The organism is Marivita sp. (assembly GCF_020055635.1).
GTDB lineage: Bacteria > Pseudomonadota > Alphaproteobacteria > Rhodobacterales > Rhodobacteraceae > Marivita.
Genome location: NZ_JAIPUT010000017.1, coordinates 61,083 through 73,011, shown reverse-complemented (window position 1 = coordinate 73,011; position 11,929 = coordinate 61,083). Strand labels below are relative to the sequence as shown.

General features: G+C 65.2%; 14 protein-coding genes and 1 tRNA gene. 6 read left to right on the top strand and 9 right to left on the bottom strand.

Annotated features, from left to right (window positions below):
* Positions 1–399: N-acetyltransferase (locus tag LCF60_RS10540; protein ID WP_292291672.1), on the top strand; the 399-nt coding region annotated here is incomplete at its 5' end.
* 31 nt (positions 400–430) lie between these two features.
* Positions 431–1,180 carry an EcsC family protein gene (locus LCF60_RS10535; RefSeq protein ID WP_292291671.1) on the top strand — a complete coding sequence of 250 codons (750 nt, stop codon included), beginning with the start codon at positions 431–433 and terminating at the stop codon, positions 1,178–1,180.
* A gap of 30 nt (positions 1,181–1,210) precedes the next feature.
* Here LCF60_RS10535 and LCF60_RS10530 read toward each other — a convergent pair whose 3' ends face one another.
* The 9 genes from LCF60_RS10530 to LCF60_RS10490 form a co-directional block, all read right to left on the bottom strand.
* Positions 1,211–1,429 (bottom strand): hypothetical protein, encoded by a 219-nt coding sequence (locus LCF60_RS10530; protein WP_292291669.1) that lies wholly within the window; start codon positions 1,427–1,429, stop codon positions 1,211–1,213.
* Positions 1,430–1,528: 99 nt separating this feature from the next.
* Positions 1,529–3,769 (bottom strand): phosphoenolpyruvate--protein phosphotransferase, encoded by a 2,241-nt coding sequence (gene ptsP / locus LCF60_RS10525; RefSeq protein WP_292291667.1) that lies wholly within the window; start codon positions 3,767–3,769, stop codon positions 1,529–1,531.
* Between the two features lie 47 nt (positions 3,770–3,816).
* Positions 3,817–5,055, bottom strand: a complete 1,239-nt coding sequence (locus LCF60_RS10520; protein WP_292291665.1) for an aspartate kinase — start codon at positions 5,053–5,055, stop codon at positions 3,817–3,819.
* A gap of 80 nt (positions 5,056–5,135) precedes the next feature.
* The gene (locus LCF60_RS10515; RefSeq protein ID WP_292291664.1) at positions 5,136–5,609 is read right to left on the bottom strand and encodes an SgcJ/EcaC family oxidoreductase; all 474 of its coding nucleotides are present in this window, start codon (positions 5,607–5,609) and stop codon (positions 5,136–5,138) included.
* The gene (locus LCF60_RS10510; protein ID WP_292291663.1) at positions 5,582–6,229 is read right to left on the bottom strand and encodes an SDR family oxidoreductase; all 648 of its coding nucleotides are present in this window, start codon (positions 6,227–6,229) and stop codon (positions 5,582–5,584) included. Before LCF60_RS10510 ends, LCF60_RS10515 begins: the two co-directional genes overlap by 28 nt.
* Positions 6,229–6,663: a DUF1178 family protein gene (locus LCF60_RS10505; protein ID WP_292291661.1), complete on the bottom strand. Its 435-nt coding sequence runs from the start codon at positions 6,661–6,663 to the stop codon at positions 6,229–6,231. Before LCF60_RS10505 ends, LCF60_RS10510 begins: the two co-directional genes overlap by 1 nt.
* A gap of 85 nt (positions 6,664–6,748) precedes the next feature.
* A complete protein-coding gene (locus tag LCF60_RS10500; protein WP_292291659.1) occupies positions 6,749–7,960 on the bottom strand; it encodes a glycosyltransferase N-terminal domain-containing protein in 1,212 nt (403 codons plus the stop codon).
* A 29-nt stretch (positions 7,961–7,989) separates the two neighbouring features.
* On the bottom strand, positions 7,990–9,168 hold the full coding sequence (locus LCF60_RS10495) for a glycosyltransferase (RefSeq protein WP_292291658.1): 1,179 nt from the start codon (positions 9,166–9,168) through the stop codon (positions 7,990–7,992).
* A gap of 143 nt (positions 9,169–9,311) precedes the next feature.
* A tRNA-Thr gene (locus tag LCF60_RS10490) sits at positions 9,312–9,386 on the bottom strand.
* Positions 9,387–9,486: 100 nt separating this feature from the next.
* Between LCF60_RS10490 and LCF60_RS10485 the strand changes: the two genes are divergently transcribed.
* Genes LCF60_RS10485 through LCF60_RS10470 form a run of 4 tightly spaced genes read left to right on the top strand, consistent with a single transcriptional unit; the run spans position 9,487 to position 11,922 of the window.
* A complete protein-coding gene (locus tag LCF60_RS10485; RefSeq protein WP_292291656.1) occupies positions 9,487–9,654 on the top strand; it encodes a hypothetical protein in 168 nt (55 codons plus the stop codon).
* Positions 9,655–9,659: 5 nt separating this feature from the next.
* Positions 9,660–10,931, top strand: a complete 1,272-nt coding sequence (murA, locus tag LCF60_RS10480; RefSeq protein WP_292291655.1) for a UDP-N-acetylglucosamine 1-carboxyvinyltransferase — start codon at positions 9,660–9,662, stop codon at positions 10,929–10,931.
* A complete protein-coding gene (locus LCF60_RS10475) occupies positions 10,928–11,407 on the top strand; it encodes a DUF2948 family protein (RefSeq protein WP_292291654.1) in 480 nt (159 codons plus the stop codon). Before murA ends, LCF60_RS10475 begins: the two co-directional genes overlap by 4 nt.
* Positions 11,404–11,922, top strand: a complete 519-nt coding sequence (locus tag LCF60_RS10470; RefSeq protein WP_292291653.1) for an N-acetyltransferase — start codon at positions 11,404–11,406, stop codon at positions 11,920–11,922. The genes LCF60_RS10475 and LCF60_RS10470 overlap by 4 nt, the downstream gene beginning before the upstream one ends.
* The last annotated feature ends 7 nt before the right edge of the window (positions 11,923–11,929 follow it).

The following is an 11,929-nucleotide window of genomic DNA, read 5'->3' as shown; positions in this document are numbered from 1 at the left end:
CTGTCGTCCTACCGGTTGCGCGACGGGGTACCACCGGTGGCAAGCCTGAGCCGGGTGGCGCGGGACGATCAGGGCATGCTCGGCGGTGCGATCCGCTATTGGCCGGTCAGGATTTCGAAGCACAGGGTTCTGCTGCTTGGCCCGGTGGCCGTGCACCCGACGGCGCAGGGAGAGGGGCTGGGCGGCGCGCTCATTCGCGACAGTCTGGATCAGGCGCATCGCGAAGGTTGGGCGCGGGTGCTGCTGGTGGGCGATGCGCCCTATTACAGGCGGTTCGGATTCGACAAGCTGGAGGGCGTCGAGATGCCGCCGCCGACCAACCCGGACCGCGTGCTGGGTCTTGACCTGGAACCGGGGGCTTGGGCCGGTGTGACCGGGCTTGTCGAACGCGACGCTTGAACCGGACGGGAAATGCCCCCAATTGTACGGTATGACCGGAACCGATCTTGTCCCACTGGACACCCAGACCGCCATTGCCACGCTTGCCCGTCGCCACAAGGCCGCCGGAGGGGTGGGGCTGCAAGTGCTCAACATGATCGGCGGGCGGGCCGAGAACCTGCTCGAACGGCTGCCGGACCCTGTGAAGCAAGGGCTGGAAGGGGCGACCGAACGGGCGCTGCGGGTGGCGTTGCAAGCTGCGAAACAGTCGCGCGGGCTGGTGCCGGACCAGAAGGGCTGGCTCAACACCGCGATGACCACCGCGATGGGGGCGGTCGGCGGGGCAGGCGGTTTGCCGACGGCTTTGGCGGAACTGCCGGTCACGACAACCGTGCTGTTGCGGACCATCCAGGGAATCGCGGCCGAATATGATTTCGATCCGAACGACCCCGGCGTGCTGGCCGATTGCCTGACGGTGTTCGCCAGTGCCGGGCCGCTGGCGGATGATGACGGGGCCAACATGGCGTTCCTGTCGACCCGCGTGACCCTGAACGGGGCGGCGGTGCATGGCATCCTGAAATCGGTGGCCCCGAGGCTGGCGACGGTGCTGGGGCAGAAGCTTGCCGCGCAGACGGTGCCGATCCTGGGGGCGGCTGCGGGGGCGGCGACGAATTACGCCTATACCAGCTACTATCAGGAAATGGCGCATGTGCATTTCGGGCTGCGGCGCCTGGCGATCGACAGCGGGACGTCCGAGACAGTGCTGGTCGAAGAATTGCGCCGCGTGGTGAAAACCGTCTGACTATCGGGTAAATCGCGCGTCCGGTTCACTCTATCTTAACGTTAATGGCGGAATCTGGGCCTGTTCCCGGATGAATTCGGGGCAGAGCGGACGGGGCGCCTTGGGCCAATCATGATCCGGCACCGGACCAGAGCGCACCCGTTCGCCCGCAAACGCATCGACAGCACGCGGGTCGGAAAACCCGATCTTGATCAGCCAGAATGGCTGGGGCGTGCTGTCGGGTTTGGGATGGTGCGTGAAATCACGCACCCTACGGGGGTGTCGGGTTTGGGATGGTGCGTGAAATCACGCATCCTACGGGAGTGTCGGGTTTGGCGCGGTGCGTGAAATCACGCACCCTACGTCGCATCAACTCAACCCCCGCAAATACTCCATCACCGCCGGGCGCACCGTCTGGTCTCCGGCGTTGCGCGCGTCGTGGATGATCTTGCGGACGTCGTCCAGGTTGCAGCGCCGCAGCAGGTGTTTGACCGGGCCGACCGAGGCAGGGCGCATGGACAGGGAATGCAGGCCGATCGCGGCGAGGCAGAGCGCCTCGACGGGGCGCCCGGCGTCTTCGCCGCAGAAGGACAGCGGTGTGTTGGTTGACTTGCACCGGTAGACGATGCCTTCGATGAAGGTCAGGAAACTGACGTTCAGCGTGTCATAGCGACGGCGGACCAGTTCGTTCTCGCGGTCGGCCGCGAAGAAGAACTGCTTGAGGTCATTGCCGCCGATCGACAGGAATTCGACCTCCTGGTAGAATTTCTTGCAGGCAAAGGCGAGCGACGGAGTTTCCAGCATCGCGCCGATCTCGAGGCTTTCAGGAAGCGCATGGCCCAGCTTGGTCTCGCGCGCCAGGGCCTTGTCGACCTCGGCGCGGGCGGCTGCATATTCCTCGTATTGCGCCACGAAAGGGAACATGATCGACAGCGGGCGGCCATTGGCGGCGCGCAACAGCGCCTGCAACTGCATCCGCATCACGCCGGGCTTGTCGAGCCCGACGCGGATCGCGCGCCAGCCCAGCGCGGGGTTGGGTTCGTCCTGCGCCTTCATGTAGGGCAGCACCTTGTCCGACCCGATGTCGAGCGTGCGGAACACCACGCGCTTGCCATGGGCGGCATCCAGCACCCGGGCATAGAGCGCGGCCAGTTCGGTGCGCCGCGGCATCTGGCTGCGGATGAGGAATTGCAGCTCGGTGCGAAAGAGGCCCACGCCTTCGGCTCCGGAGTTTTCCAGCGAGGGCAGGTCGGCCATCAGCCCGGCGTTCATTTCAAGCCGGATCGTCTTGCCGCACAGCGTCGTGGCCGGCTTGTCGCGGATCGAGGCGTAGCGCTCCTGCGCCTTGGCCTGCATCGCCATCTTGTCGCGGAAGGCGCTGACCACGGTGTCGCCGGGGCGCAGGTGCACCACGGCCTCGTCGCCGTCGACCATGACATGGTCGCCGTTCAGCGCCTCGTTGGTGATGCGCGCGACGTTGATCACCAGCGGGATGGCCAGCGCGCGCGCGACGATCGCCGCGTGGCTGCCGACCGAGCCTTCCTCGAGGATGATGCCGCGCAATTGGCGGCCATATTCCAGCAACTCGCCGGGGCCGATGTTGCGGGCGACCAGGATCGGGTTTTCGGGCAGTTCCGCGCCAGTTTGTGTGCCCTGACCTGTCAGGATGCGCAGCAGGCGGTTGGACAGGTCGTCAAGATCCTGCAGGCGTTCGCGCAGATAGGCATCAGTGGCCTGGGACATGCGGGCGCGGACGTCGGATTGTTCCTTCTCGACGGCGGCTTCGGCGCTCAGGCCACGGCCGATGTTTTCCTCCATCCGGCGCAGCCAGCCCTTGGAATTGGCGAACATGCGGTAGGCTTCGAGGACCTGCACCTGTTCGTGGTCATCCGAGGCCCCGGCAAGCAGCTGATCGACGCTGACGCGCAGGTTCTCGACCGCTTCATGCAGACGGCTGCGTTCGGACTCCGGATCGTCGCCGACCAGGTTGGTGACCACGACGCGGGGTTCGTGCAGCCAGATATGGCCTTCGGCGGCGCCTTCCTGCGCGGCCACGCCGCGCATCAGGACCGGTTCGGTGTGGCGGGCCCGCAGGGCCGCCCCTTCGCCGACGAAGGCGCCCAGCTCGGTCATTTCGGCCAGCACCATCGCGACCACTTCGAGCGCGTAGATCTCGTCGGCGCTGAATTCGCGGGCTTCCTTGGATTGGACCACCAGCACGCCCAGCTTTTCGCCCAGCCGCTGGATCGGGACGCCAAGGAAGCTGGAATAGATTTCCTCGCCGGTTTCCGGCATGTAGCGGAAGCCCTTGGCCGAGGGGGCATCGGCGGCGTTGATCACCTTGCCGGTGCGGGCGACGCGACCGACGAGGCCTTCACCCAGTTTCATCCGGGTCTGGTGGACGGATTCGGGGTTGAGGCCCTGCGTCGCGCAAAGCTCGAGCGTTTCGTCGTCGCGGAAGAGGTAGATCGAGCACACTTCGGTGCCCATGGAATCGGCTGTCAGATGGGTGATCTGATCCAGCCGTTCCTGTCCTGCGGCCTTGTCGGCCATCGTGTCGCGCAACCGACCCAGCAGCTTGCGGCTTTCGCTTTCCGCGCGCTCAACCATGTTCTGCCCCTCGCGCGTCGCCCGCCGTGACGGCGTTGGTCACTGTGTCAGGCCGCTTTTTCCAACTCAAAGGCATCATGCAGTGCCTGAACCGCAAGTTCCATGTATTTCCGGTCGATCAGCACGGAAATCTTGATCTCGGAGGTTGTGATGACCTTGATGTTGATCCCCTCTTTCGAGAGCACCTGGAACATCTTGGCGGCCACGCCGGTGTGGCTGCGCATGCCGATGCCGACGACCGACACCTTGGCCACGGCAGTGTCGGCGACGATGTCGTGGAAGTTGATGTCGCCACGCTGTTTCGCGTCGACCATCGCCTTTTCGGCGCGCTGCACCTGGTTGGTGGGGCAGGAGAAGGTCATGTCGGTGCGGCCCTCTTCCGAGATGTTCTGCACGATCATGTCGACGTTCACGCCCGCTTCGGACAGCGGGGTGAAGATCGCCGCCGCGATGCCGGGGCGGTCGGCGACCGACACCAGCGTCATCTTGGCCTCGTCGCGGGAATAGGCGACGCCTGCTACAACATTGCTTTCCATGATGTCCTCCTCGTCGCAGACCAATGTTCCTGCGTCGTCAGATTGCTCCTCGAAACTGCTCAGCACGCGCAGTTTCACCTTGTAGCGCATCGCCAGTTCGACGGACCGGGTCTGCAGCACCTTCGCGCCCAGAGAGGCCAGTTCGAGCATTTCCTCGAAGGCGATGCGGTCGAGCTTGCGGGCCTTGTCGCAGATGCGTGGGTCGGTGGTGTAGACGCCGTCCACATCCGTATAGATATCGCAGCGTTCCGCCTTGAAGGCCGCGGCAAAGGCGACGGCGGTCGTATCCGATCCGCCGCGCCCCAGCGTGGTGATGCGGCCTTCGGGGCTGATGCCCTGAAACCCGGCGACCACGGCGACACGCATGCCTTCGCCGAACTTGCGGGTGATGTTGTCGGGGGGAATGTCCTCGATCCGGGCCGATGAATGGGCGGATGTGGTTTTCACCGGCACCTGCCAGCCCTGCCAGCTGCGCGCGGGCACGTCCATTTCCTGAAGCGTCAGCGCCATCAGCCCCGCCGTGACATTCTCGCCCGAGGACACGACGGCATCGTATTCGCGCGCGTCAAACAGCGGCGAGGTTTCCTCGACATAGCCCACAAGCTTGTTCGTCTCGCCCGACATGGCGGACACGATGACGATCACGTCATAGCCCTTGGACACCTCGACGCCGACGCGCTTTGCCGCGCGCTTGATCCGGTCAAGCGTGGCGACGGAGGTTCCGCCGAATTTCATCACGAGAACGGGCATATGGCCTCCCGGGTCAGACTCAGCCGGTGCTTTACGTTGGGTGGCCTGCCCGCGCAAGAGCGCTGAATGACGTGGGCGGATTACGTGTCCCGATAGTCGACAGCCGTGAGGCCGCCCGCGTTGAGGTGGGTTTCCTTGCCGGGGATCACGTCGGTGTTCTGTGCGGCCACGGCCAGCCAGCCTTCGGGGGTCCGGTGCAGGACGAAGGAAAGGATCGTCCGGCGGTCCTGGGCGAGGCTGCCGTCGGGGGCTGTCTGGCCGGACAGGCGAAAGCGGCAATGGACGACGGCATGATCCGGGCCAAGCTGGCGCGTGGTGGTGACGCCGGGTTCAAGAATGGTGTCGGAAAAGAAGGACTTGAGCGCATAGTCATGCGCTTTGGAGATGGCCGCGCGGTTGCGCCACCAAAGCCCGGTGACGTTGACGAAATCGGCGTCTTCGGCAAAGAGCGCGCCGATCCGGGCGCCATCGCGGCTGTGCCACGCCTTGGCGAAGGCCTTGGGGAAATCGGCGGGCTCGGATACCGTCAAAACGGCATCGCGTCGCCGTTCCACATCTCGAAACAGCCGCTGGTGGCGAGGGACAGCGCGTCGAAGCGGGCCAGCAGACCGGCGGCGGACTCCTCGGGTGTGATGGCGGCGGCGCTGGTGCCCATGTCGGTGCGCACCCAGCCCGGATGGTAGATCCCGACCGCGATCCCGTCCGTTTGCAGATCGACCGCAAGGTTGCGGCCAAGATTGACCGCTGCCGCCTTGGAGGCCCGGTAGATGTAGCTTTGCCCCTTGGCGCGGGTGCTCGACCCCATTTGCGACGAGATGATCGCGATCTTCGGGGTTTGCGACCGCTTCAGATGCGGCAGCAGCGCCATCGCGCCGAGATAGACGCCGGTGACGTTGGTGGCGAAGGTCTCCTCCCAGAGCTGCGTGTCGGTCAGGCTGTCGGCCGCGATCCCCCGGTCAAGGTACACGCCCGCATTGCAGACCAGAAGATCGAGCGACGTGCCGTCCAGTCGATCGGCCAGCGCACGGCAGCTTTCGGGATTGCGCACGTCCAGCGGCAGCAGGCCCGCGTCGCCCGCGCGGCTGGTGCCCATGGCGGTATCGCCCCGGTCCCCGGCCGCCGTCAGTAGTGCCGCACCGATGCCCCGGTTCGCGCCGGTGATCAGGATGTTCATCAATTGGACTTTCGCGTTGGGGTGAAGGGCAGGGGGGCGATCGGCACGCCATCCTCGATCAGCTTTTTCGCCTCGTCGCCGCGGGTTTCGCCCCAGATCGGACGCTGTGGCGCATCGCCGGTATGGATCGCGCGGGCTTCGGTGGCAAAATTCCTTCCGACGTAATCGGAGTTCTTCTCGACGTATTTCTTCAGCTCGGCCAGGGCCTGTTCGGCCGGGCTGGCCGGTTCGGTCAGTTTCGGCTTGGCCGGGCGCTGTTCCGGCTTGTCGGCGGTGCTGACGCGTGGCGCCATGATGGCTTTCGACACCTTCGCGGACCCGCAGACAGAACAGCTGACCAAGCCGGCCGAATGCAGCTTGTCGAAGGCCGACCCGGATTGGAACCAGCTGTCAAACCGATGGTCGTTGGAACATTTGAGGGTAAACTGAATCATGTCCGGGGTGCGTCTGCTGCTCTTGCCGCCGTGTTGGCCGCTGTATTTTTTGTACCGACTGAAAATAAGCCTGTATCGGCGGACATCAAGCGTCAAGATGCGACAGGATATCCCGCATCAGCCCGTCGAGATCGGTGTCCTGGTGCACTGCGTCTTGCGCGGCACGGGCCAACGCGGCCTGTTTGCCGGGTGTTTGCAGGTCGCAAAGCGCGTCAGCAAGGCTTGCGCTGTCCGTGACGCAGATCGCGGCCTCGGCATCGGTCAGCCGCTGATAGGCCGCGCCGAAGTTCGCGGTGTCCGGACCGTGCAGGAGGGCCGATCCGAACGCCGCCGGTTCATAAGGCGTGTGGCCGCCCCGGTCTGTCAGCGACCCGGCAACGAAGGTGACGCCTGCCAGCGTGTACCAGAGGTGCATCTCCCCAAAGGTGTCGGCCAGATAGACCTGTGCATCCGGCGCATCGCCCGAGCTGCGGCGGGCGCAGGTCAGACCCCGGGAGCGGATCAGGGCTTCGATGGCCTCGGCCCGTTTCGGGTGACGGGGCGCAAGGATCAGTTTCAGGTTCGGCCAGGTCGACAACGCGGTCTTGTGGGCGTCGAGCACGATCTCGTCTTCGCCTTCGTGGGTCGAGGCGGCGAGCCAGGTCCGGGTCCGGTCGAAAGCCCGTTGCAGCGCTGCGTCCGGCGCGGTCTGCGGAGGTGTGTAGAGCGCCTTGAGGTCAACCACAGGGCCGCGGGCGGACGGTGAAAGACCGAGATTTTCGAAACGGTCGGCAGAGGCGCCATCCTGCGCCGACAGGTAGGCGACCTTGCCCAGAACCCGCCGCGACAGGCTTTCGAACCGGGCCCAGCCCCGGGCCGAACGCTCGGTCAGGCGGCCGCCGAGAACCAGCACCGGACCGGGCGTCGCCAGGATCCGGCAGGGCCAGAGATCGGATTCGAGCGTGATATGCGCGGTCACCTGCCACGCGGCGATGACACGCCGCGTTGGTCCGGGCAGATCGACCGGCGCGGGTAACACGGCGGTGTTCTCAAGCGCCCAGCCCCGCGCCAGCGCAAGCGCGCTGTCGGTATTGACGGTGATCAGCAGGCTGTGGCCCCGGGCCACGAGCCGCTCGAGCACGGGGCGCGCCGAGGTGAGTTCTCCGTTCGAGGCGGCATGCAGCCAGATGCGGTTCGCGCGGCTTCCCGCCGGCACCCGACCCAGCCGCGCCTGTACCGTCTTGCGGTCTCCGGCCAGCAGCCGCGCCGTGACGTCCTTGGTGGCAAGCAGGGTCATCAGGAAGCGGTAAAGAAGCACGGTCGGTCCAGTCAGATTGCGGCAGCGGCCTATGCCGACGTGCGGGTCCTGGGGATGTCGCCCGGGTTCGGATCAAGCAGCAAGGCGTCCTGGATGTGCCGTTCGAGCACCTTGAGAAGGACATGGTTGTCGAACCGCTCTTCCGCGACATGCCGCGCGCGGGCGGACATCGCCGCCGGGTCGGGCACGGCGATGGCCGATGCGATGGCCTGGGCAAAGCCCGGCTCGTCATGCTCTTCGACCAGGAAACCGGTTTCGCCTTCGTCTATGGCTTCGGGGATGCCGGCGTGGCGGGTCGAGACCGTGATGCAGCCGCAGGCCATGGCCTCCTGGATTGCGGTGGGCAGGCCCTCGGTGTTGCCATCCCGCGCGGTCACGGAATGTTGCAGGAAGAACTGTGTGCTCATCAGCCGGTCCCGCACGGTGTGATGCGGCTGCGCGCCATGAAACCGCAGCTTTGCGGCGATCCCGAGATCCCGGGCCAGCGCACGTGTCGGTTCCAGGAGGGGGCCGTCTCCGATGAAATCGAGCCGCGCTTCAGGCAGGTCCCGGGTCGCCTTTGCGAAGGCCCGCAGCGTCGTCATCGGGGCTTTTTTCTCGACGAAGCGCCCGACGGCAAGAAAGCTGAGCGGAACCTTGGCCTGTGGTGCAAAGCGCCGGGTGTCGACGCCTGACGGGATCACGGTGCTGTTCGGGTGCGAAATGCCGTGTTTCGCCATGTTGTCGAGCAGGAAACGCGACACCGAAAACACGCCCGCCAACCGCGGCATCATCTTGCGGTAGGCCGCGCGCATGCGTTCGGTCCGGATCGCCTTGGAGGCATCCGTGCCGCGAAAATACGAGAAGATCGGGATGCTCAATTCGTTTGCAAGGGGCGCAAGGGCAAGCGCCTGGGTGCCGAACTCGGCCAGGATCACGTCGACATGTTCCTCGCGCAGGAACTTGACGAGCGCGTGCCGCGCCTCGCCGAAGGGCAGGCGCGACGTGCCATGCGTCATTCGATTGCGCAGCAGCCACCACGGCGCCACCATGATGTCGCGGCCCGACAGCCCATCGCGCCTGACGAAATACGGCTTGCCGTACGGGTTGTCGCCCCGAAACCGACCGCAGACCACAACCGTATTGCCACCGAACAGATGCTCGATGTGGCGGTTGATGAAGGTCTCACCGCCCAGATGATATTCTCCGGTCGCAATGGCTGCGCGCATGTAACAGGGCCCGAAAAAGACGCGGGTTTCTAGCTATCAGCGCATTGTGTCGTCAGCAAGGCTGGTCATGGCCCGTGCGTCAACTGCGCCGCGACAAGACCGTGTCTGCGATCAAGGACTGGGCATGGTCATCTGGTTGAAAATGGTGCTGTGAGAGAGGATTGAACTCTCGACCTCACCCTTACCAAGGGTGTGCTCTACCACTGAGCTACCACAGCGCCGGGGTGTCATGCTCGACGTGGCGGGTGATTAGACTCAAACGGAAATCGGTGCAAGCGCAATCTGGACCCTTTTTTGCCTCTGGGATAGGAAGGCGGCATGACGCAGAAACCCTCATCCGGGAAAACGACCCAAGCGGCGCGGGAAGACAGGCTGAAGGCCGCGCTGAAGGCGAATATGGCCAAGCGCAAGGCGCAGGCCCGCGCGCGGTCGGCCGGGGCATCGGATGAGACAAAAGACAACAAGAGTACGAGCAAGGGCAGTTAACACGTATGGACCAGATTATCGTGACCGGGAACGGGCCGCTGAGCGGCCAGATTCCCATAGCGGGCGCCAAGAATGCCTGCCTGACGCTGATGCCGGCGACGCTTTTGAGCGAGGAACCGCTGACGCTGACCAATGCGCCGCGTCTGAGCGACATTCGCACCATGACGACGCTGTTGCAGTCGCTCGGGGCCGAGGTCCAGGCCTTGCAGGATGGTCAGGTACTGGCGATGTCGAGCCATGACCTGACCTCGACGCGGGCGGATTATGACATCGTGCGCAAGATGCGGGCGTCGATCCTTGTTCTGGGGCCGCTTCTGGCGCGATTTGGTCATGCCGAAGTGTCGCTTCCCGGGGGCTGCGCGATCGGCGCGCGCCCGGTGGACCTGCATCTCAAGGCGTTCGAGGCGATGGGGGCGGAGCTCGACCTGCGCGATGGCTATGTCCACGCCAAGGCGCCTGCGGGCGGCTTGCGCGGCGGGATTGTCGATTTCCCGTTTGCCTCGGTCGGGGCCACGGAAAACGCGCTGATGGCGGCGACCCTGGCCAAGGGGACAACCGTGGTGAAGAACGCCGCGCGTGAGCCCGAGATCGTCGACCTGGCGGAGTGCCTGCGCAAGATGGGTGCGCAGATCGACGGCGAAGGCACGTCCGAGATCACCATTCAGGGTGTCGACCGTCTGGGGGGCGCGACGCACCGGGTGGTGACCGACCGGATCGAACTGGGCACCTACATGCTGGCCCCGGCGATCTGCGGCGGCGAGGTCGAATGTCTTGGTGGCAAGATCGACCTTCTGGCGGCGTTCTGCGAAACGCTGGATGCGGCGGGCATCTCGGTCGAGGAAACGCCGAACGGCCTCAAGGTGGCGCGCAAGAACGGCCGCGTGTCGGCGGTGAATGTGACGACCGAGCCCTTCCCGGGCTTTCCGACCGATCTGCAGGCACAGATGATGGCGCTGTTGTGTACCGCCGAAGGAACCAGCGTGCTCGAGGAACGTATCTTCGAGAATCGCTTCATGCACGCGCCCGAACTCATCCGGATGGGGGCCAGCATCGACGTGCATGGCGGGACTGCAACGGTCAGGGGCGTCGAGCACCTCAAGGGCGCGCCGGTGATGGCGACCGACCTGCGCGCTTCGGTGTCGCTGATCCTTGCCGGTCTGGCGGCAGAGGGAGACACCATCGTCAGCCGGGTCTATCATCTGGACCGCGGCTATGAACACGTGGTGCGCAAGCTGGAAAGCGTAGGCGCCAGGATAGAACGGGTGAAAGAACAGTGACGACGGATGCCACATTCGAAGAGGGCGCTGCCAGGCCGCTGCGACTGGTGGCGATGGATTCCGAGGATTTGCAAGTGCTCTCCGCGCTGTGTCAGGACGCGGTTTTCCCTGCCAGCGAGATGCAATGGCAGCGCGGCAGGCAGCGGTTCGGCATCCTGCTGAACCGGTTCCGCTGGGAGGACATTCCCGTCGCGGACCGGCGCAAGCGCACACCCGAGCGGGTTCAGTGCGTGTTGGCGGTCGAAAACGTGCAGCGCGTCGCCAGCCAGGGTGTGACGCAGGGCGATGCCGATACGATTCTGTCGGTCCTGTCGGTGAGTGTCGAGGAAGACGGGGCGGGCGGCGGCGCGGTTCTGCTCACGCTGGCGGGTGACGGTGCGATCCGGTTGCAGGTGTCCGAGCTTGACGTGTCGCTGCGTGACGTGACCAGACCCTATGCCGCCGTGTCGGGCAAGGTGCCGGATCACCCGGAATGATCATCCGTCGGCTGACGCCGAAAGACCTGTCTGCCTTCCGGGCGCTCTGGGCCGATGGTCTCATGCGGGTGCCCACGGCCTTCCTGTTCGGGGCCGAAGAGGTGCGTGCCATCCCCAACCGGGACGTGGAGCGCGGGCTCGAGGTCAACCTGACGCTTGGTGTGTTCGACGATGCGAAACGGCTGGTCGGGTTTGTCTCGGCCCGGCGCGGTGGCCCGCAGCGGATGCGGCACATGGCCGACATCGGCCCGCTGTATGTGCGTGCAGAGGCGCAGGGACAGGGGTTTGGCCGGGCGTTGATGGAGGCGCTGTTGCAGCAGTTGATCGACGCAGGTGTGCAGCAGGCCGAACTGGTGGTCGATGTCGAGAACACAGGCGCGCAAAAGCTGTATCACGGCTTGGGCTTTCACGTCTTCGGGCGCAGGCCAAGGTCGGTGCTGATCGATGGTGCGGGGCGTGACGATCTGCTGATGATCAAGGCGCTGGATGGCACCGACCTGACGCGCGGCGCTTGAGGGTTCG

Coding starts and splice junctions, on each gene's coding strand:
- LCF60_RS10535 (WP_292291671.1), top strand. CDS start 431: ATGACCGGAACCGATCTTGTCCCACTGGACACCCAGACCGCCATTGCC.
- LCF60_RS10470 (WP_292291653.1), top strand. CDS start 11,404: ATGATCATCCGTCGGCTGACGCCGAAAGACCTGTCTGCCTTCCGGGCG.
- LCF60_RS10485 (WP_292291656.1), top strand. CDS start 9,487: ATGACGCAGAAACCCTCATCCGGGAAAACGACCCAAGCGGCGCGGGAA.
- LCF60_RS10495 (WP_292291658.1), bottom strand. CDS start 9,168: ATGCGCGCAGCCATTGCGACCGGAGAATATCATCTGGGCGGTGAGACC.
- LCF60_RS10510 (WP_292291663.1), bottom strand. CDS start 6,229: ATGAACATCCTGATCACCGGCGCGAACCGGGGCATCGGTGCGGCACTA.
- LCF60_RS10505 (WP_292291661.1), bottom strand. CDS start 6,663: ATGATTCAGTTTACCCTCAAATGTTCCAACGACCATCGGTTTGACAGC.
- murA (WP_292291655.1), top strand. CDS start 9,660: ATGGACCAGATTATCGTGACCGGGAACGGGCCGCTGAGCGGCCAGATT.
- LCF60_RS10520 (WP_292291665.1), bottom strand. CDS start 5,055: ATGCCCGTTCTCGTGATGAAATTCGGCGGAACCTCCGTCGCCACGCTT.
- ptsP (WP_292291667.1), bottom strand. CDS start 3,769: ATGGTTGAGCGCGCGGAAAGCGAAAGCCGCAAGCTGCTGGGTCGGTTG.